The organism is Salinispora tropica CNB-440 (assembly GCF_000016425.1).
Taxonomy (GTDB): domain Bacteria; phylum Actinomycetota; class Actinomycetes; order Mycobacteriales; family Micromonosporaceae; genus Micromonospora; species Micromonospora tropica.
In genome coordinates, this window is sequence record NC_009380.1 from 974,611 (window position 1) to 995,170 (window position 20,560).

Annotated in this window: 14 protein-coding genes; 7 read left to right on the plus strand and 7 right to left on the minus strand. The window is 71.6% G+C overall.

What is annotated here, in order from left to right; all coding sequences use genetic code 11:
- Nucleotides 1-114 precede the first annotated feature (114 nt).
- Entirely contained in the window at nucleotides 115-1,065 is a 951-nt protein-coding gene (locus tag STROP_RS04425; RefSeq protein ID WP_011904784.1) for an NAD-dependent epimerase/dehydratase family protein, read from the plus strand.
- On the opposite strand, the gene STROP_RS04430 is transcribed toward STROP_RS04425, so the two are convergent.
- The gene (locus STROP_RS04430; RefSeq protein ID WP_011904785.1) at nucleotides 1,062-2,006 is read right to left on the minus strand and encodes a DMT family transporter; all 945 of its coding nucleotides are present in this window, start codon (nucleotides 2,004-2,006) and stop codon (nucleotides 1,062-1,064) included. The genes STROP_RS04425 and STROP_RS04430 overlap by 4 nt on opposite strands.
- A 3-nt stretch (nucleotides 2,007-2,009) precedes the next feature.
- The gene (glpX, locus tag STROP_RS04435; protein WP_011904786.1) at nucleotides 2,010-3,041 is read right to left on the minus strand and encodes a class II fructose-bisphosphatase; all 1,032 of its coding nucleotides are present in this window, start codon (nucleotides 3,039-3,041) and stop codon (nucleotides 2,010-2,012) included.
- Between the two features lie 151 nt (nucleotides 3,042-3,192).
- Between glpX and STROP_RS04440 the strand changes: the two genes are divergently transcribed.
- Entirely contained in the window at nucleotides 3,193-3,960 is a 768-nt protein-coding gene (locus STROP_RS04440) for a DUF4245 domain-containing protein (protein WP_011904787.1), read from the plus strand.
- Nucleotides 3,961-4,038: 78 nt separating this feature from the next.
- Here STROP_RS04440 and STROP_RS04445 read toward each other — a convergent pair whose 3' ends face one another.
- Nucleotides 4,039-4,251, minus strand: coding sequence for an exodeoxyribonuclease VII small subunit (locus tag STROP_RS04445; RefSeq protein ID WP_011904788.1), 213 nt, complete (start codon nucleotides 4,249-4,251; stop codon nucleotides 4,039-4,041).
- 111 nt (nucleotides 4,252-4,362) lie between these two features.
- Nucleotides 4,363-5,616, minus strand: coding sequence for an exodeoxyribonuclease VII large subunit (gene xseA, locus STROP_RS04450; RefSeq protein ID WP_011904789.1), 1,254 nt, complete (start codon nucleotides 5,614-5,616; stop codon nucleotides 4,363-4,365).
- 73 nt (nucleotides 5,617-5,689) lie between these two features.
- Here xseA and STROP_RS04455 point away from each other — a divergent pair, with 73 nt between their 5' ends.
- Both STROP_RS04455 and STROP_RS04460 read left to right on the plus strand, forming a co-directional pair.
- Nucleotides 5,690-6,673 (plus strand): 4-hydroxy-3-methylbut-2-enyl diphosphate reductase, encoded by a 984-nt coding sequence (locus tag STROP_RS04455; protein WP_011904790.1) that lies wholly within the window; start codon nucleotides 5,690-5,692, stop codon nucleotides 6,671-6,673.
- Between the two features lie 98 nt (nucleotides 6,674-6,771).
- Nucleotides 6,772-7,248, plus strand: a complete 477-nt coding sequence (locus tag STROP_RS04460) for a hypothetical protein (protein ID WP_011904791.1) — start codon at nucleotides 6,772-6,774, stop codon at nucleotides 7,246-7,248.
- A gap of 70 nt (nucleotides 7,249-7,318) precedes the next feature.
- Here STROP_RS04460 and STROP_RS04465 read toward each other — a convergent pair whose 3' ends face one another.
- The 3 genes from STROP_RS04465 to ppc all read right to left on the minus strand — a co-directional run bounded on the left by STROP_RS04465 (nucleotide 7,319) and on the right by ppc (nucleotide 14,784).
- On the minus strand, nucleotides 7,319-10,564 hold the full coding sequence (locus tag STROP_RS04465) for a S8 family serine peptidase (protein ID WP_011904792.1): 3,246 nt from the start codon (nucleotides 10,562-10,564) through the stop codon (nucleotides 7,319-7,321).
- A gap of 179 nt (nucleotides 10,565-10,743) precedes the next feature.
- Complete coding sequence (gene rmuC, locus STROP_RS04470) at nucleotides 10,744-11,904, minus strand: DNA recombination protein RmuC (RefSeq protein ID WP_011904793.1); 1,161 nt, start codon at nucleotides 11,902-11,904, stop codon at nucleotides 10,744-10,746.
- A 93-nt stretch (nucleotides 11,905-11,997) separates the two neighbouring features.
- The gene (gene ppc, locus STROP_RS04475; protein WP_026274786.1) at nucleotides 11,998-14,784 is read right to left on the minus strand and encodes a phosphoenolpyruvate carboxylase; all 2,787 of its coding nucleotides are present in this window, start codon (nucleotides 14,782-14,784) and stop codon (nucleotides 11,998-12,000) included.
- Nucleotides 14,785-15,020: 236 nt separating this feature from the next.
- Here ppc and mfd point away from each other — a divergent pair, with 236 nt between their 5' ends.
- From mfd to STROP_RS04490, 3 genes are all read left to right on the plus strand, one after another.
- Entirely contained in the window at nucleotides 15,021-18,671 is a 3,651-nt protein-coding gene (gene mfd / locus STROP_RS04480) for a transcription-repair coupling factor (RefSeq protein WP_011904795.1), read from the plus strand.
- 79 nt (nucleotides 18,672-18,750) lie between these two features.
- On the plus strand, nucleotides 18,751-19,491 hold the full coding sequence (locus tag STROP_RS04485; protein ID WP_026274785.1) for a hypothetical protein: 741 nt from the start codon (nucleotides 18,751-18,753) through the stop codon (nucleotides 19,489-19,491).
- Nucleotides 19,492-19,493: 2 nt separating this feature from the next.
- Entirely contained in the window at nucleotides 19,494-20,480 is a 987-nt protein-coding gene (locus STROP_RS04490; RefSeq protein WP_011904797.1) for a nucleoside triphosphate pyrophosphohydrolase, read from the plus strand.
- Nucleotides 20,481-20,560 lie beyond the last annotated feature (80 nt).

The window sequence follows — 20,560 nt, forward strand, 5'->3', positions numbered from 1 at the left end:
GGACGCCGATCCAAATCAAGAGCAGTGCTCTTGACAGTCTGAGGTTCTCTCCGGCACGCTTTCTGCGTGAGCACTGCTCTCGAAGCGATCTCTTGATTCGAAAGGTGAGCCCTGATGGCAATTCACGTCGTCGTCGGCGCGGGCCCGGTCGGTGCCGCGACCGCCCGCCTCCTCGCCGAGCGGGGGGAACGGGTCCGGGTGGTGAGCCGCCGCGGTGCTGGCCCCGAACATCCGGCCATCGAGCCCATCGCCGCGGACGCGACCGACGCCGCCCACCTGACCCGCCTGACGGCCGGTGCCGCCGCCCTCTACAACTGCGCCAACCCCGCGTATCACCGGTGGGACATTGACTGGCCACCGCTGGCTGCCGCGTTGCTCACCACCGCGGAGCGGACCGGTGCGGTGCTCGCCACGATCGGCAACCTCTATGGGTACGGCCCGGTCGACGGGCCGATGACCGAGTCCACCCCGCTCGCCGCGACCGGCGTCAAGGGGCGGGTACGCAATCAGATGTGGGCCGATGCGCTGGCCGCCCACGAGGCGGGCCGGGCTCGGACGACCGAGGTCCGCGGCTCGGACTACCTCGGGATCGGGGCCAACTCGCTTACCACCCTGGTCCTGTCGAACGTACTGACCGGCCGCCGAGTGGTCTTGCCGGTCGACTTCGACGTCCCGCACACCATCACCTACGTCGGCGACGTAGCCAGAACCGTGGTCGCCGCCGCCACCGACCCGGAGGCCTGGGGGCGGGCCTGGCACGTGCCCAGCCCACCCGCGCTCAGCGTGCGGGAACTGGCCACTCGCGCCGCGGCCCTGGCCGGTGCGCGCACGCCGCGGCTGACTCGGCTGCCCTACCCGGCGCTTTGGCTGGGCGGCCTGGTCAATCCGTTTCTCCGGGAGCTGCGGGAGACGGCATACCAGTTCGTTCGTCCGTACCTGTTGGACTCCTCGGCCGCCCAGCGGGCCCTTGGGATCGAACCGACCGCGCTCGACGAGGCCCTCACCGAGAGCCTCGGTGCGCTGCGCCCGAACCCCGGTGCCAGCTCGGCGACGCTCAGTTCCTAACGCCGGGCGGCGATGAGGACGGCGAGGAGGGTCAGCGCCGCGCCGAGCAGGGCGGTGGCGTCCGGACGCGAAGCCGCGGTCGGCAGGACCACGTCCAGCAGGACGGCGCCGACCACCTGGCCGGCGATCGTGGCCAGGCCGAGGAGCAGGACCCCGGTGAACTCGACGACAGCGGCGGCGACCGCGATGAAGGCGACCCCGATCGGCCCACCCAGGTAGAGCCACGGCTCGGCCGGCGGCGAACCGGCGGGTGGCCCGCGCACCGCGATGTCGACCGCGAAGACCGCCAGCAGGGCGAGGGTGCCCACCGTGAAGTTGACCAGCGTGGCGGTCAGCGGGCTGCCCGCCGCCCGGCCGACCAGACCGTTGACCGCCTGCTGCCAGGCCACCGCGAACCCGGCCAGCAGCGGCAACACGGCCAGTGTCAGCGCGGCCGGGTCGTCGAGCCGTCCGCGGACGGCCAGCCCGACCGCGAGCACGGTGAGCATTGCCCCGAACAGGCGTCGGACGGTTACCGGCTGGCGCCCGCTCGGGCCGATGCCGGCCCGGTCAACGAGCAGACTGCTGGCGGACTGGCCGGCGACCACCGCCACGGTGAAGACCGCGACGCCGAGGACGCCGACCGTGAGGCCCTGCGTCGCCACGAGGAACGCCCCACAGAGCCCGCCGAGGCACTGCCACGGGCGCAGCGTGCCGGCGGTCAACGCGGCGCGCAGGGCGGCCAGCCCCCGCCGCCCGCCGGGAGTCGAGGGCACCAGCACCAGCAGCACCAGCAGGCCCAGACTGAACGAGACGACCGCCGCCGCGACTCCATCGGCCAGCCGTACGCCCAACTCGCCGTTGATCCGGGACTGTGCGGCCACGGCGACCCCGCCGGTGGTCGCGAGCACCACCCCGACGAGCCGACGGGCCGGGGGCGGCCGGACCAGCGCCCCCGGCACTGCTCACTCCTGCTCGGCGAGGGGGCGGCCGTCGAAGTCCACCGCCGAATACAGTGCCAGCTTCTCCAGCCGGTGATACGAGTCGATCACGCGAATCGTGCCGCTCTTCGAGCGCATCACGATCGACTGGGTGTACGCCCCACCGGCCTTGTACCGGACACCGCGGAGCAGGTCGCCGGAGGTGACCCCGGTGGCGACGAAGAAGCAGTTGTCGCCGGTCACGAGGTCGTCCGTGCCGAGCACCCGGTCCAGATCGTGGCCAGCGGCGATGGCCTTCTCCCGCTCCTGGTCGTCGCGGGGCCAGAGCTTGGCCTGAAGGGCGCCGCCCATGCACTTCAGGGCGCAGGCGGCCGTGATCCCCTCGGGGGTGCCGCCGATGCCCATCAGCACGTCAACGTCGGACTCCCCGCGGGCGGCGGCGATCGCACCGGCGATGTCCCCGTCGGAGATGAAGCGGATGCCCGCCCCGGTGCGGCGGACCTGGTTCACCAACCCGTCGTGTCGGGGCCGGTCCAGCACACAGACAGTCACCTCGGAGACGTCGGTGCCCTTGACCTTCGCGATACGACGTACGTTCTCGGCCGCGCCGGCGTTGATGTCCACCACGTCGGCGTAGGCCGGGCCGACGGCGAGCTTCTCCATGTAGAACACGGCGCTCGGGTCGAACATCGCCCCGCGCTCGGCGACGGCCAGCACCGCCAGGGCGTTGGGCATGCCCTTACTCATCAGGGTGGTGCCGTCGATCGGGTCGACCGCGACATCAACCTCCGGCCCGGTCCTGTCGCCGACCTCTTCTCCGTTGAAGAGCATCGGAGCGTTGTCCTTCTCGCCCTCGCCGATCACCACGACTCCGCTCATCGGGATCGAGTTGATCAATTTCCGCATCGCGTTGACGGCGGCGCCGTCGCCGCCCTCCTTGTCACCCCGGCCGACCCACCGGCCGGCGGCCATCGCCGCGGCCTCGGTCACCCGGACCAGGTCGAGGGCGAGGTTGCGATCGAGATTCTGTGGCGTCCGCGTCGTGGTGTTCGTCATGACGGCTCCTCCTCGCGACGGTGCGGGGTGGCCCGGCAGGCGTGGTCGCTGCCGGCTTTGTCGCTGATCCTCACATGATCGGCGACACTGCGTGGTGGTGGGGCGGTGATGGCTTGGTCACGTCTGATCGGGTGGCTGCGAAGATGGCGGGGTGGAACCCGCACACCCCGCCGACCGCGTCCCTGCCGACCAGACCGCGCCGGAGCTCTCGCCGGTCGAGCCGGAGCCCCCCGGCCCGCCTGCGCCCGCGACCGCCGAGGAGCCGGCGTTGGTCGAGCCCGGCGCCAGCCCGGCAGCAGCCACCGGCCCGACAGAGACCAGCGGCCCGACAGAGACCAGCGGCCCGGGGGAGACCAGCGCTGCCCGGGAGGCCGGCGAGTCGCCGGCGCCGCCCGCCGCGGCGGACACGACTCGTTCGGAGCGTTCGCCGAAGGACATGGCCATCTCGCTCCTCGTGCTGCTGGTCCCGATCGCCCTGCTGCTCGCCTTCTACCGGGGCTTCCTCGGGGGAGACCAGGCAACCGTCGTGGACCCCGCGCCCGCGCTGGACTCGGCGCAGGCGGCGGCGGCCTTTCCGGTCAGTCAGCCACAGGGGCTGAACGCGGGGTGGCGCACCGTGCGGGCCGACTTCCGGACAGTCGAGGACGGGGCGACGCTGCGTCTGGGCTACCTGACCCCGGAGGGGCGGGGTGCCCAGATCGTGCAGAGCAGCGTGCCACCGGAGCAGTTGCTCCCCACCGAGCTGACCGATCAGGGGCAGCCCCAGGGCCGGACCGACCTCGCGGGGCGGACCTGGCAGCGGTACACGGCCCGCGGCAACGAGCAGGCGTTCGTGCTCCTCGAACCGGACCGCACAGTGATCGTGGTCGGCGATGCGCGAGACACCGAGTTGCGGGAGTTGGCCGGGGCGCTGGGCTGAACTCGGCCCGGACCAACCGGGAGCAGGGCGAATCAACCAGCAGCGGCCCGGACCAACCGGCAGCGGGCGGGGCCGTGGTCAGTCGGTGGGTTCGTGTCGGGCGGCGTCCAGGCGGGCCCGGGCGCCGTCCAGCCACGCCTGGCAGACTCCGGTCAGCTGCTCACCGCGCTCCCAGAGGGCCAGCGACTCCTCCAGCGTGGTGCCGCCGGCCTCCAGTCGCTCGACCACCGACGCCAACTCGGCGCGGGCCTGCTCGTAGCTGAGTCGCTCGTCCTTCGTCTCCTCGGTCATCGCTCACATCCCACCACATCCACCCGTCCGGGCTGCCCCGCCGTGCCCGGTACGCCGCCGGTGGCCCCGCCCGACACCGTGCCCGGGTCCGGTCGTGTCGGGCGGGAATCGCTACCGCCGTTGGGTAGCCGGGCGGTGCTCTCCGGCGTCGACGGTCGCGGACAGCTCGCCGTCGGCCAACCGGACCCGCACCGGATCTCCGGCGGTGACCTCGGAGACCGCGCGGACGACCTTGCCGTCCGCGCGCCGTACGATCGCGTATCCCCGGTCGAGGGTCGCGGCCGGGGAGAGGGCCCGGAGCCGGGCCCGGGTGTGTCGAAGGTCGTCCTCGGCGGCGGTCAGACGGTGGGCGAGACATCGGTCGGCCCGGTGGCGCAGCCCGGAGACGTCGGTAGCCCGTTGCTCGATCATCACCTCTGGTCGGGCCAGTACCGGCCGGGACCGCAGCAGTTCCAGCCGGTGCGCCTCGCGGTCGACCAGGTTGCGTACCGCGCGTTCAAGCCGGGACCGCGCCTGCCCGATCAGGCGCACCTCCTCGGCGAGGTCCGGGACGACTCGTTTGGCCGCGTCGGTCGGGGTGGAGGCGCGGATGTCCGCGACGTAGTCGAGCAGCGGCGCGTCGGTCTCGTGGCCGATCGCGCTGACCACCGGGGTGCGGCAGCCGAACACCGCCCGGCACAGCGCCTCGTCGGAGAAGGGCAGCAGGTCCTCGATGCTGCCGCCGCCCCGGGCGATGACGATCACCTCAATCGTGGGGTCGGCGTCCAGCACCCGCAGCGCGTCCACGATTTGCGGCACCGCCGACGGACCCTGCACCGCCACGTTGACCGTCCGGAAGGCCACCGCGGGCCAGCGCCGGCGGGCGTTGGTGCGTACGTCCCGCTCGGCGGCGCTGGCCCGGCCGGTGATCAGCCCGATCCGGTGTGGGAGGAAGGGCGGGCGTCTCTTGCGCCTGGGGTCGAAGAGCCCCTCGGCGGCCAGCAGCTTCTTCAGCTTCTCCAGCCTGGCCAGCAACTCGCCCAGCCCCACCTGTCGGATCTCGTCGGCGCGTAGGCTCAACGTGCCCCGGGCGGCATAGAAGTGGGGCTTGGCGTGCAGCACCACCCGGGCGCCCTCGCGAAGCTGCGGTGCGCCGGCATCGAGCACGTCGCGGTTGGTGGTGACGGTCAGGCTGAGGTCGGCCGACGGGTCCCGGAGGGTGAGGAACACCGTGCTCGCGCCGGGCCGGCGACTGACCTGCGCAACCTGCCCGTCCACCCACACCCAGCCCAGCCGGGCGATCCAGGCGCCGATCTTCTGGCTGACCACCCGGACCGGCCATGGTTCCTCGGGTGTGCTGCGCGTAACCCCGGCATCCGAACCCACCCGCTCACCCTACGGACCGTCCCTGCGGGTCGCAGCCGCTGGCGGGTGGTGGGTCGGCACGTACGATGGGCGGGTGAGTGAGGCTGAAGCGATCCGGACCGGTAAGCGTGTGATCCTGGCGAAGCCGCGCGGCTACTGCGCGGGCGTCGACCGGGCGGTGCAGACCGTCGAGGAGGCGCTCAAGCTCTACGGCGCGCCGATCTACGTCCGCAAGCAGATCGTGCACAACCGGCACGTGGTGCGGACCCTGGAGGGCAAGGGCGCGATCTTCGTGGAGGAGAACGAGGAGGTGCCGGAGGGCGCGACCGTGGTCTTCTCCGCGCACGGCGTCGCCCCCGAGGTCCATGAGCAGGCGCGGAGCCGCTCGCTGAAGGCTATCGACGCGACCTGCCCGCTGGTCACCAAGGTGCACCAGGAGGCGAAGCGGTTCGCCGCCGAGGACTACGACATCCTGCTGATCGGTCACGAGGGGCATGAGGAGGTCATCGGCACCGCTGGCGAGGCACCCGAGCACATCCAGCTCGTCGATGGCCCTCAGGACGCCGAGCGGGTCACCGTCCGGGATCCGAACAAGGTGGTGTGGTTGTCCCAGACCACCCTGTCGGTGGACGAGACGTTGGAGACGGTGGCCCGGTTGAAGAAGCGGCTGCCGATGCTCCAGTCGCCGCCGAGCGACGACATCTGCTACGCCACCAGCAACCGGCAGCACGTGGTCAAGCAGATCGCGTCGGACTGCGATGTCATGATCGTGGTTGGCTCCACGAACTCGTCGAACTCGGTGCGGCTGGTCGAGGTGGCCCTGGACGCGGGTGCGCGGGCCGGCCATCTCGTTGACTTCGCCCGTGAGATCGACGACGCCTGGCTCGAGGGCGCCCGCACGGTCGGCCTGACCTCGGGGGCCAGCGTCCCCGAGGAGCTTGTCCAGGAGGCTCTCGCGCACCTCGCGGCGCGGGGCTTCACCGATGTCGAGGAGGTGGTGACCGCGGACGAGCGGCTGACCTTCTCGCTGCCGCAGGAGCTGAAGCGGGACATGCGGGCCGCAGCGGCCCACGGTTGAGCAGTGGTGGCGTCCCGCTTCGGCCGGACGGGGGCAGGGCACTCCGGCGGCACCGGCGTGGCGGGAACGAACGGGCGGGCCGGAGCGTCCGAGACTGTATGAGAAGCCCTTGGCTCGCCACCCCGGCGTTGGCCGTCTGCCTGGCGCTCAGTGCCTGCGGCAGCGGCCAGGATACGGGTGATGCCCCCCCGACCGAGATGGGAGCGACGTCGGTGACGACCCCTGCCGACCCGACACCGACCCCCGCCGACCCGACACCGACGGCCGGCGGAACCGAGGCATCCCACCAGGCCGCCCCGCCGCCGACGACCGCCCCCGTGCCGACGGGTACCCCCGAGGTGCCGGCGGGACCGAGCAAGCCGCTGGTCGGCACCGCCACCATGACCGGCACCGTGCAGGCCGGGGTGGAGCCCGGATGCCTCCTACTGGATGGATACCTGCTGGTGGGCGGACCCCCTGCAGTGTTGACCCCCGGCGCGACGGTGCGGGTGACCGGGAAGATCCAGCCAGACCTGATGACCATCTGCCAGCAGGGCATTCCCTTCCTGGTGGAGACGGCGTCCCGGCAAGGCTGACCCGCCTGCCGAAACCGTCGGAGCCCGCCCCCGGTCACCGGGGACGGGCTCCTGCTGGTGTCGCGTACGGTCAGTTCACCGAGCCGATGGCGACGGCGCCACGGCCGACGACCGCACCCTCCGACGTCACCAAGGTCAGCTCACCCTGAAGCTCCCGGCCGGCGGCCGGGCCACCCTGGGCGGTCACCGTGCCGGTGAGGGAACCGGTGTCGCCGCTGCCCAGGGCCAGTGGACTCGACGGCGCCGACAGGGTGCCGAGCGCCGCGGCGGAGAAGGAGTCCAGGTAGTCGTACGCCGTGCTGCCGCCGACGCCGTCCACCGAGTACCCCTCGACCACGACCCGATAGGTGCCCGGTGCCGGGTTCGTGAGGGTCACCGCCTCCTCCGAGTCTCCGTCGGCGGAGGAGCCGAGCAGAGAGGTGCCCCGGAAGACGTACAGGTCCAGGTCGGCGGCGGCGTTCGCCGGGTTGCCGATCCGGGCCGTGAACTCGGCCGCGTCGGCCGGGACCTCCACGAAGAACTCTTCCGCGGCGCCCTCGGCGATCGTCGGCCGCTCGGTGTGGACACTGGCGAGTGGACCACCCTGGCCGGTGACGGTGACCGGGCCGAAGGTGTTGGTCAGGCTCCACTCGACCGGGGTCGCCGCGCCGGCGTCAACGGCCGGCAGGTCGACCACGGCCGGCTCGAACGCGACTCCCTGGATCCGCGCCGTCAGCTGGTACGGGTTGTTCAGCGACGGCGAGGTGCGACGCGACTCCACCTGGATCTCCCAGACACCCGGGGTCGGGCTCTGGTAGTCCCGCTCCTGCGGCTTGCAGGTGTCAGGGTCGGAGTAGTTGGTGAAACAGACCCGGCTGGAGGTGCTCTCCGTCGGCACGCCGTACGGGTTGAACGCGATGAACCGGGTCTGCGAGCCGGTGGCGATCCCGTCGAGGTTCACCTGGAGCGCGCCGGTACCCGGCGGCACGGTCACGAAGTATGACGTGGTGCCGTTCCGGTTCACCGAGCCCTCTGCGGAGAAGGAGAAGTTCGGCTTGCGGGTGTCGTTGGCGGCCACGACCACGAGGGAGACCTCGAAGTCGATCGTGTTGGTCGCCGGGTCATCCACGGTCATGATCGCCCCGTGCGCCCCGGCGTCCGGCTGGGCGACGACGGTGACGGTGACGGTCCGGTTCAGTGGCAGCGCGACGGACTTCGGCGCCCGGAAGGTGCCGTCGTTGCCGCGCAGCGCGATGTTGTGCTTGATGGTGCCGGTCGGACCGCTGGTGCGGGTGATCTTGACCCGGTAGGTCTTCTTCTTGCCGATCCGGTGTCCCCCCTCCCCGGCGGCGCACCGGTTGTGGACGCCGGTACCGCGGTTCGGCGTTCCCAGCTGGTCGGAGAGCACGGTGCAGACCGGCGCCTCCGAGGTGTACGAGCGGGTCTGCACACCCTTGCGGAGCAGCTTCCACGCGTTCGGCACGTTCACCATGCCGTAGCCCTGACCGTACGTGGGAACGTTCTTGATCGGCTTTGCCGAGCTGTACAGCGCGCGGCGCAGCATCTGCGGGGTGACTCCGCGGTCGGTCGCCCGAGCGGCCGACAGCAGCAGCGCGGCGGCGCCGGCGGCCTGCGGCGAGGCCATCGAGGTGCCGTTGAACATGCCGTAGCCCGGCGGTAGGGAGTAGCCGGCCTCGGGGACCGGGCTACCCGCCTGCCAGAGCGGGATGGTGGAGATCGCCGAGCCGGGAGCGGCGACGTTCGGCTTGATGCCGCCGTCTTCCCGCGGGCCCCGGGACGAGAAGTTGAACAGCGCGTTCTTCGTCCGCACCACCGAGCCGTAGTTGGCCAACCAGGTGTCCTTGCTGATGCTGGCGGCGACGCTGACGACGTTCTGGGCGACCGACGGGTCGCCGACGGTGTTCAGGCCGGGGCCGGAGTTGCCGCCGGAGATGACGAGCTGGACGCCGTAGGTGGTGATGAGGTTGTTGTACAGCTCGGCGCGGGCGTTGTTGCCGTCGTTGAGTGCCGGCAGGCCGCCGATCGACATGTTGATGACGTCGACGCCCCGGTTGATGACCAGGTCGGCCATGCCGGTGGTGAGCGCCGCGAAGGTGCAGCCACCTCCCCAGGAGCAGGCCCGGGACGACACGATCTTGGCGCCGGGCGCGGCGCCGTCGAACACCTCGTTGCCGAGCATGTCGTTGGCGGCGGTGATGCCGGCGACGTGGCTGCCGTGCGCGTCCGAGACGATGCCGATGTTGACGTAGTCGACCAGACCGGGGCCGCCGACCGGGGTGGTGTCGACGTCCTCACGGAACTCGACCACGAAGGGCAGCTGCTCGCGGACGGCGGTTGACGGTTCGTCCGTGCCGAAGTGGCCGATGTCGAACCGCTCCTGGTACGGACGCATAACGGTCTCGTCCGTGAAGTCTCCGTCGAGGTCGACATCGATCAGGATGTCGTTGGTGGCGGGGTCGTAGAGCACGCCCCACTCGTCGGTGGTGTCACCGTCCCGGTTGACGTCGCCGAGCAGCTCGCTGCCCGTGGTGATCACCTCCCGGAAGGTGTTGAAGCGGTAGGTGCCTTCCGGAGCCGTCCAGGTCACGCCGGCCGACTCGAACGCCGGGCCGGTGACCTCGGTGATCATCGGGCGCCAGGTGGCGTCCTCGAACGGGTGCGTCGCGGTGACCCAGTCGACGATCTTCCGTTCGCCCGTGGTGGTGTGCTGGAGCGCCGGGTGGTCCAGATCCACACCGGAGTCCATGATGCCGATGGTGATCCCCCGGCCGTCCCATTCGGGATTCTGGTCGACGAACTTGACGGCGCCGATCTCACCGGAGGGCATGTAGGGGTTGTCCGCGCGGGTGTCGTCACCGGGACCGCTGAGCGTGCTGCCCTGCTTGGCGGCCTGCTGGCCGTTGGTCACCGGCCGCGGGTCCGAGAGCTGGATCGTCTCGTCCAGGTCGACGGCGGCGACACCGGGCAGCGTGGCGGCCTCGATCACCTTGCCGGTCGGGACCGTGGCCAGCACGTAGCCGATACTGTCGTACCGTTCGGTGACGGTGGCGCCGAGACCGGTCAGGTCGCCGGCGACCTCCTTCGCCTCATCCTCCTCGGTCGAGACGATCAGGGTTACGGTGTCGGCCTTCTTCGCTTCCGCCTCGGCAAGAAGTTTGGCGTCGTGCGAACCCAGCACCTCGACGGGGGCGGTCGGCGTGGCGGGTTCGGCGCTCGCTGTGGTGGCACCGCCCGCGACGGTCACGGCGCTGGCGGCCATGACCGAGGCGAAGAGTCCGGCGGAGGTACGCCGGCTCAGATTTCGGGGTTTGCTCACGTTCTCGTCCTCCGGAGAACAGGGCCCTCAGGTCCAGGGCACACGTGAGCGAAATCTTTCGGGCATCGATGCCTACTGTCACTACCGATCGCGGCGTTGTGACCATCTCGTGACTTCCTGGGCGGCCTTTGTCATAACGAGTCCGGGCGCTCGCCGTCCACGCCGGAGCGTATCGCTGTCTACTCCGGAACCGGCTCGGACAGCTCCGGCGCCTGCGGCTGGCGGGGCGCAAGCTCCACCTGCGCCGGTGGGGCCAGCTCCTCGTCGGAGACGCCCAACTCGGCGAGCTTGCGGGCGCTGACCAGCACCCGCGACTCCAGCGAACCGACCGCCCGGTTGTACGCCGTCACCGCCCCACCGAGCGCGGACCCCAGCCGGCCCACGTGCTCGCCGAGCGTCGCGAGCCGGCCGTGTAGTTCCCGGGCAAGCGAGTGCACCGCCACCGCGTTGCTGGCCAGCGCCGCCTGCCGCCACGCGTAGGCGACCGTACGCAGCAGCGCGACAAGGGTGGCCGGGGTCGCCAGCACCACGTTGCGGGTGAAGGCGTGCTCCAGCAGTGTCGGGTCACGCTGTAGGGCGACGTCGAGGAACGGGTCGGCCGGCACGAAGAGCACCACGAACTCCGGCGCCGGGTCGAATGCGGCCCAGTACGTCTTCGCGGCCAGCGCATCGACGTGGGCACGCAGGTGCTTCGCATGCGCGTCCAGGTGCGCGTCGCGTCCCCGTTCGTCGCGGGCCTCCATCGCGGTCAGGTACGCCTCGAAGGGCGCCTTCGCGTCCACCACCACCGACCGGCCCCCGTGCAGGCGAACCACCAGGTCGGGGCGGACCACCTGCTGATCGGTCGCGGCCGTCACCTGCTCGGAGAAGTCGCAGTGCTCCAGCATGCCGGCCGCCTCGACGATGCGCCGCAGCTGGTGCTCGCCCCACCGCCCCCGGACCTGGGGCGCTCGCAGCGCCGCGACGAGCTGTTTGGTCTCGGTGCGCAGCTCACCGGAGACCGTGCTCATGGCACGCACCTGCTCGCGCAGCTCGGCGTAGGCATCGACCCGGTCCCGCTCCAACTCGGCGACCCGCTGCTCGTAGCGGTGCAGCGTGTCGTGCAGGGGGGCCACTGCGCGGGCCACCGCCTCCTGGGACTGCGCGGTCGCCTCGTAGCCCAGCGTTCGCAGGGACTGCTCCAGCCGACCCTCGCCCGCCTGCGCGGCGGCCAGCGTGGCCTCCAGCCGGGCCAGCTCGGTGGCGGACCGGGCCCGGGCGGCGAACCACCCCACCGCGCCTCCCGCCGTGAGGCAGACGAGCACCACGGCCAGCGTCGGAAACTCCATGTCGCCGAGCATCGCAAACGGGTACGACCGGCAGACGTCGGGCGGATCGACGGTGGTGGCCGTCCGCCTCCGCCGGGAGCCGGCGAGACAGCCCGTCCGCCCCGCTCAGCCGGTGTTGCGCATGCCGGCGGCGATGCCGTTGACCGTGGTGAGTAAGGCGCGTTCCAGGGCGGTGCCGTCGCTGGGCGCCCGACGGCTGCCCGGCGCCGTCACCACCGCCCGGCCCGGTGCGCCCGAGTCCCGGTACTGCTGTAGCAACGCCACCTGGAGGTGGTGCAGCGGTTCCAGGTAGGTGTCCCGTACCGCGAGCGTGCGCTGGAGCACCGGCGCGTTCTCCAACAGGTCCGGGGAGACGGTCACGGCGAGCACCTCCCGCCGGGTCAGCTCGTACTCCTGCTCGATCTTGTGGAAGATCGGGTGCAGCTTCTTCGGTACCAGCGTCTCCACGTACCGCCGGGCGATGGTCAGGTCGGTCTTGGTCAGCATCATCTCCACGTTCGACAGGAACGTCCGGAAGAAGTGCCAACTGCGGTGCATCTCGGCGAGCACGTCCCCGTGGCCGGCGGCGCGGGCCGCCGCCAGCCCGGAGCCGACGCCGAACCAGCCGGGGACGATCTGTCGGGTCTGGGTCCAGCCGAACACCCACGGGATGGCCCGCAGGCCGGCGAGCCCAGCACCCGTGTTCGGCCGCTTCGCCGGTCGGGATCCGATGTTCAACGCACCGAGCAGCTCGGTCGGCGTGGACGCCCAGAAGTACGCCGGCAGGTCCGGATCCTCGACCAGGTCCCGGTACGAGCGGTAGGCCGCCGCGCTCACCACGTCCATCGTCGCGTCCCAGCGTTCCAGCATCTCGGCCGGCTGCCGGGGCGCGGTGTGCAGCAGCGTCGACTGGAGCACCGCGGCGACCGTCAGCTCCAGATTCTCCCGGGCCAGCGCCGGCAGGGTGTACTTGTCGGAAATCACCTCACCCTGCTCGGTCACCTTGATCTCGCCGTCGAGGGTCCCGTACGGCTGGGCCAGGATCGCGTCGTGCGTCGGCCCACCACCCCGGCCGACGGTGCCGCCCCGGCCGTGGAAGAGCCGCAGCTGCACACCGTGCCGGGCGGCCACGTCCCGCAGGGCGCGCTGCGCCCGGTGGATGGACCACTGGCTGGTGGTGATGCCGGCCTCCTTGTTGGAGTCGGAGTAGCCGAGCATCACCTCCTGGACGTCCCCGCGGGCGGTGACCAGGGCCCGGTAGGCAGGCAGCGACAGCAACTCGTCCAGCAGTTCACCGCCGGCGTTCAACTCGGCGGGGGTCTCCAACAGCGGTACGAAGCCGATGCGCGCCCGGCTGCTGTGCACGTCGACCAGCCCCGCCTCGCGGGCCAGGACGACGGCGGCGAGGACATCGTCCACGCCGAGGGTCATCGAGATGATGTACGACTCGATCACCTCGGTTCCGAACCGGTCCTGTGCCTCTCGGATGGTGCCGAAGACATCGAAGGTCCGGCGGGCCGACTCGGTCAGCGGGGTGTCGAGCGTAGACAGGGGCCGGCGGCCGGTCAGCTCGTCGGCGAGGAGCTTGGTGCGCTCCAGCCGGCTCAGCGCCGGGTAGTCGGACACCTCGCCCACCGCACCGAAGAGCTGGGTTAACACCTCGTGGTGCTTCTCGGCGTGTTCGCGGACATCCATGGTGGCGAGGTGCAGGCCGAAGGCGGAGACCGTACGGATGGTCGAGGCGATCCGGCCCACGGCGGTGAGTTGACCGGAGTTGCGGGCCAGCGAGGCGCGCAGCAGTTCCAGGTCGGCGATCAGCTCATCCGACCCGCGGTAGTCCCGTCCCGGCGTGTGCGCCGTGCCCTGCCACAGCCGCTGCCGGGTGTTGGCGAGCTTCGCCTTCACACACCGGGCCTTGAGTCGGTACGGCTCCTCGGCGTTCACCCGACGGAACCGGGGCGCCACCTCGGGCAGCGCGTCCAGGTCCGTGGCGAGGCTCGCGGAGAGGTCCAGCGAGACGCCGCGCAACCGCCGGGAGACGGAGACCTCGTTGATCAGTTGGTCCATGGCCTTCTCGGTCGCGGCGAGGCCGTGCTCGTGCGCGATGGCCAGGACCTCCCGGGTCACCGTGGGCGTGACGAACGGGTTTCCGTCCCGGTCGCCCCCGATCCAGGTGCCGAAGGTGAGGGGCCGGGCGGTGGGTGAGGTCTCCACCCCGAGGGTGCGTAGCGTGTCGGCGAGGTCGTCGAGCACCTGTGGCGCCGCCTCGGCGTACAGGTCGCGTAGGTAGTAGATGGCGTTGCGCGCCTCGTCGGTCGGGTCCGGCCGGTCCAGCCGCAGCTCGTCGGTCTGCCACATCAGGTCGAGTAGCTCGGCGAGTCGGCGGTTGGCCGGGCCCTCGTCGCTGGCGCCGTAGAGGACCGCGTTGGTGGTCTCGGTGTCCAACTCGTCGGCGATCGCGCGCAGCTTGGACAGGATCGAGCGGCGGGCGGCCTCGGTGGGGTGGGCGGTGAAGACCGGGCGGATTGCCAGCCGCCGCGCCGCCGCCGCGATCTCCTCGGCGGGAACGCCGCGTTCGGCGATCATCTTGGCGGTCTGGTCCAGCCAACCGCCCTGAACGGCCCGGCGGCGGCGCAGATCCCGGGCGCGATGGACCTGTTCGGTGATGTTGGCCAGGTGGAAGTACGTGGAGAAGGCGCGGGCCAGCCGGGTGCCGGTGGCGACATCCAACCCCGCGAGCCGCTGCGCGGCGGCCGGGGCGTCGGTGCGAACCTGGGCGCGGATCTCCTCGACGAGGTCGAGCAGGGGCCGTCCCTCCTGACGGGCGAGGGTCTGGCCGAGCAGGGTGCCGAGGCGGCGGATGTCGGCGCGTAGTGCGGCGTCGGGGCCGTCGTGGTCGTGCTGGTCGGTCACGATGCGCTCCTTACGTGAGTACGAAGGACAGCGCTGTCCGACTCCCAGGATGGTAACCGCGGGGACCGGGCGGAGCCCACGGGGTCCTCGATTAACGTGTGACGAGCCGCTCCGCCCCGCCGGGATCCGCATCACGTGTCCGTCGATTCGCTCGCGGAGAGATAGGCTCGACAGGTCGACCCCTCGTCCGGCCGGACGAGGGGCGATCGTCGTGCCGTCGCCGTGGAAGTGATCAGATGCTCACCGGACTCTTCGTCGCCGCCCTCGCCGACCCGGCCCTGGCTCGGGCTCGAGACCTGGCGCGATCCGGCGCGGCCCAGGTTGACGGGCTTGACCTGACCGCACCGCCGGCGCTTCGCCCGTTCGCGGTCGCCGCCGTCGCGGCCGACGAGCCAGTGGGGGGCGCGGGGCGCCCGGTGCTGGCGGTCACCGCCACCAGCCGGGAGGCGGAGGACCTCGCCGTCGCGTTGGGCAGCCTGATCCCCGCCGACCAGGTGGCGGTCTTCCCCTCCTGGGAGACGCTGCCGCACGAGCGGCTCTCGCCACGTTCCGACACGGTGGGTCGCCGGCTGGCGGTGCTCCGTCGTCTCGCCCACCCCGAGGCGACCGACGCGCAGGGGCGCAGTGGCCCGCTGCGGGTGGTCGTCGCTCCGGTCCGGTCCCTGTTGCAGCCCCAGCTCAAGGGGCTGGGGGAGCTGGAGCCGGTACGGCTGTCCGCCGGCGACGAGGCTGACCTCGAAGACGTGGCGCGCCGGCTCACCGACATGGCGTACGCGCGGGTGGACCTGGTCACCAAACGCGGTGAGTTCGCCGTGCGCGGCGGCATCCTCGATGTCTTCCCGCCCACCGACGAGCATCCGTCCCGGGTCGAGTTCTGGGGCGACGAGGTGGAGGAGATCCGTACCTTCGCCGTGGCCGACCAGCGCACCATCGAGCTGGTCGACCAACTCTGGGCCCCGCCCTGCCGGGAGCTGCTGCTCACCCCGCCCGTCCGGAAGCGGGCCGCCGTTCTGGCGGCGGAGTACCCGGAGTTGGCGGAGATCCTCGACCGGCTGGCCGAAGGCATACCGGTCGAGGGAATGGAGTCACTCGCTCCGGTGCTGATCGGCGCCGACTCGATGGAGCTGCTGCTGGACAGCATGTCAGCGGGGACCCACGTGCTGCTCTGCGATCCGGAGCGGATTCGCACCCGGGCGCATGACCTGGTGCGTACCTCGGCGGAGTTCCTCCAGGCGAGCTGGGCCGCGGCCGCGGTCGGCGGTGCGGCCCCGATCGACCTCGGCGCGGCCGCCTTCCGGACGCTCGCCGATGTCCGCGCGCGGGCCCGCGTGCTGGGGCAGCCGTGGTGGACGATCTCCCCGTTCGGGCTGACCGAGCCGGCCCCCGCGCGCCAGCCATGGGAAGACGAGCCGGACGAGGTCGACGTCACCCCGGACGACGCGATCGCGGTGACGGTGGCGGCCCAGCCCGCGCCGCTGTACCACGGTGAGACGGCGCGGGTGGTGGACGAACTGAGGCGTTGGGCCGGCGAGGGCTGGTCGGTCGCGTTGGTCTTCGAGGGACACGGCCCCGCCCAGCGGGCCGTCGAGGTGCTGCACGACGCCGGGCTCGGCGCCCGCCTGGTCGACGAGGTGCCCTCGGCGCCGACTGCCGGCCAGATTCTGGTCAGCCGTGGGTCGCTGACCGGTGGTTTCGTCGCCGAGGCATCCCGTTTCGTCCTGCTCACCGGGGACGATGTCACCGGCGGCCGGGGTGCGTCGACGCGGGACATGCGCAAGCTGCCGAGCCGGCGACGCAACACGATCGATCCGTTGGAGCTGCGGGCAGGTGATCACGTGGTGCACGAGCAGCACGGCATCGGCCGCTACGTCGAGTTGGTGCAGCGCACCGTCAACGGGGCCAGCCGGGAGTACCTGGTCATCGAGTACGCCCCAAGTAAGCGCGGCCAACCGGGCGACCGGCTCTTCGTCCCCACCGACCAGCTCGACCAGCTCTCCCGGTATGTCGGCGGTGAGCAGCCGACCCTGCACAAGATGGGCGGGTCGGACTGGCAGAAGTCGAAGGCCCGGGCCCGCAAGGCCGTCCGGGAGATCGCCGCGCAGCTCATCCAGCTCTACGCTGCCCGCAAGGCGTCCAAGGGGCACTCGTTCGGCCCGGACACCCCGTGGCAGCGGGAACTGGAGGACGCCTTCCCCTGGCAGGAGACGCCGGACCAGCTCGCGGCGATCGAAGAGGTTAAACGGGACATGGAGCAGACCGTCCCGATGGACCGGCTGATCTGCGGCGATGTCGGCTACGGCAAGACCGAGATCGCCGTCCGGGCGGCGTTCAAGGCGATCCAGGACGGTCGGCAGGTGGCGGTGCTGGTGCCCACCACCCTGCTGGTGCAGCAGCACTACAACACCTTTGCCGAGCGGATGAGCCAGTTCCCGGCCACGATTCGCCAGCTGTCTCGGTTCCAGACGCCGAAGGAGGCCGAGCAGACCCTGGAGATGGCCGCCGCCGGCACCGCCGACATCGTCATCGGCACCCACCGGCTGCTTCAGGCGTCCGCCCGGTTTCGGTCCCTGGGGCTGGTCATCGTGGACGAGGAGCAGCGCTTCGGCGTCGAGCACAAGGAGCACCTCAAGTCGGTGCGGGCCTCGGTTGACGTGCTGAGCATGTCGGCCACCCCGATCCCCCGGACGCTGGAGATGGCGATCACCGGCATCCGGGAGATGTCCACCATCGCCACCCCACCGGAGGAACGGCACCCGGTGCTCACCGCGGTCGGGGCGTACGACGAGCGGCAGGTGGCCGCCGCCATCCACCGCGAGCTGCTCCGGGACGGCCAGGTCTTCTACCTGCACAACCGGGTGGAGTCGATCGAGCGCGCGGCGCGGCGGCTGCGGGAGTTGGTGCCCGAGGCGCGGGTCGCGGTGGCGCACGGACAGCTGGGTGAGGAGGCCCTGGAGCGGGTCATGGTCGGCTTCTGGGAGAAGGAGTTCGACGTCCTGATCTGCACCACGATCGTCGAGTCCGGCATCGACATCCCGAACGCCAACACCCTGATCGTCGAGCGGGCCGACCTGCTCGGCCTGGCCCAGCTACACCAGATTCGGGGCCGGGTCGGCCGGGGCCGGGAGCGGGCGTACGCGTACTTCCTCTATCCGTCGGACAAGCCGCTCACCGAGCACGCCCACGAGCGGTTGGCGACCATCGCCCAGCACACCGAGTTGGGTGCCGGCATGTACGTGGCGATGAAGGATCTGGAGATCCGGGGCGCCGGAAACCTGCTCGGCGGCGAGCAGTCCGGCCACATCGAGGGCGTCGGGTTTGACCTGTACGTGCGGATGGTGGGGGAGGCGGTGCAGGCCTTCAAGGGGGAGCGCCCGGAGGAGGAGCCGGAGATCAAGGTCGATCTGCCGGTGGATGCCCACCTGCCGCACGACTACGTCGGGGTGGAGCGGCTGCGCCTGGAGATGTACCGCAAGCTCGCCGAGGCCCGGGATGAGGAACGGCTGCGCGCGGTGGTCGCCGAGCTGACCGACCGCTACGGTGAGCCGCCCGCCCCCGTGCAGAACCTGGTGGCGGTGGCCCGGTTCCGGCTGCTCGCCCGGCACTACGGGCTCACCGACGTCAGCATGCAGGGGCGCAACATCCGGTTCGGCCCGTTGCCGCTACCGGACTCGAAGCAGCTGCGGCTCAAGCGCTATCACCCGGACGCGGTCTACAAGCAGGCGCTGGACCAGGTCAGCGTGCCCCGGCCGAGTACCCGGCGGGTCGGTGGCGAGCCCCTGCGCGACCAGGCGTTGCTGGAGTGGTGTGGGCAGCTCCTCGCCGACGTACTCGGCCCGCCCCCGGAGCTGGCCGCTGCCGCCGACTCAACGGCGCACGGTCGGCGGTGAGATGGCGCAGCGCCAGCCGGCGGGCACGGGGCGTGGGGGGCGTCTGATCCGGCGCTGCCGGCGTGAGAGAGTTGCCGTCATGCGTGCTCGCCGTCTTGTCGCCGCCGCCAGCCTGGTGGTCGGCCTCGTCGCCCTCAGTGGATGTCGTACCGAGCCGGGTGTCGCCGCGTACGTGGGTGACCAGAACATCACCGAGAACACCGTGGACAGCCTCCTCGACGAGCTGCGGGAGAGCAGCGCCTCGACGGAGACGCCCGAGCTCGGTGGGCCGGGCCCGCAGCTGCCGTCCCGGTCTGAGGTCGTCGGCACGTTGGTGCTCGGCGAGGTGTGTGACCAGGCCTCCGCTGACCAGGGATACCAGCCGCGGGAGCGGGTGGAGCCGGTTCAGGTCGCCGGTCAGCTCGGTCTGCCCCCGGAGTCCGAGTATGTGCGGCAGCTGGCCGCCCTCTACACCTGCCTCTCCGGGCTGCCGATGGGCGACTCGGTCGCGCCGACCGAGCAGGAGCTGGCGGAGGTGATCGCCGCCGGGCGGACGGCCGGAGTGATTCCTGCGGATACCCCGGACGACGTGGTCGCCGGTCAGCTCGACGGCCCGCAGCTGCGCGAGGGGCTGGCGAGCCGTCGGGTACTTGCTGAGGCTGCTGGGGAGTACGACGTCACGGTCAATCCCCGTTACCGGCCGCTGGAGTTCCCGGTGCTGAGCTTCTCTCCGGGTGTCGCGGCGGTGAGCGTGCTCCTGGGCGAGCCCGGTTCGGACGCGGTCACCGATGTCTCCAGCCCGGAGCCGCTGCCGCCCACCGGGGCGGACCAGGTGGCCTGAGCATGGCGGCGCGGATCATTCTGCTCGTCACCTCGCCGCGGCTGCCCGCCGGGCTGCTCACCGCAGCCGCGTGGGATGTCGTACGCCAGAATCCCGTGCTGGCCGGGGCGGAGAGCGAGGTGACGGCGGCGCTCCGGGCCGCGGGCGCCGAGGTGGTCGTTGTGGCCGGCCCAGCCGCCACCGCGTTGCTCGACACCGCCACCACCCGCGGTGGTGCGGTCTGGCTTGCCGGCCCGGCGGGTGACGAGTCGCTCGCCCGGGAGCTGGGCCTGCGCCTGGCCCGAGAACCGGGGCTCGCCGAGCTGGAGTTGCTGTACGGATCGTGGGATCCGCCCGGAGCACGGCTGCTCGACGCGGTGGCGGTGCTGGACCGGCTCGCGTCGCCCGGGGGCGACCCGTGGAAGCGGGCGCAGACCCACCGCAGCCTCGCCAGTTTCCTGGTGGAAGAGTGCTACGAGGCGTACGACGCGATCAGCGCCGGAGACACCGACGCGCTCCGCGAGGAGCTCGGGGACGTGTTGCTCCAGGTGGTTCTGCATGCTCGGCTCGCTGAGGAACTGCCCGAGGGCGAGCGGTGGAGCGTGGACGACGTGGCCGGGGGCCTGGTCGACAAGATGGTGCGGCGCAACCCGCACGTCTTCGCCGAGGAGCAGGCCGGCACCCTTGCCCAGATCGAGGAGAACTGGGAGCGGATCAAGCGGGCGGAGAAGGCACGCGGCTCGGTGCTGGACGGTATCGCCCTGAGTCAGCCCGCCCTCGCCCTGGCCGCCAAGATTCTGGAACGGGCCGGTCGGATCGGCCTGTCCGTCCCGCAGCCCGCGCCCGGCCCGGACGCCGACCCGGGGGACCGCCTCGGCGCGGAGCTGCTGCGGACCGTCGCCGAGGCCCGTGCCGCTGGTCTGGACCCGGAGGCGTCCCTCCGCCGCGTCGCCCTCGCCCACGCCGGGTCCGTCCGCGCCGCCGAGAGCGCTGCCGGCGGCGGCAGCTGAGGGCACTGGCCCGAGTCGCTCTTCGGGCAACGGGACGGTGTGACGTCAGCCGACGATCCGTTCGGCCGGCACCCGGTTAG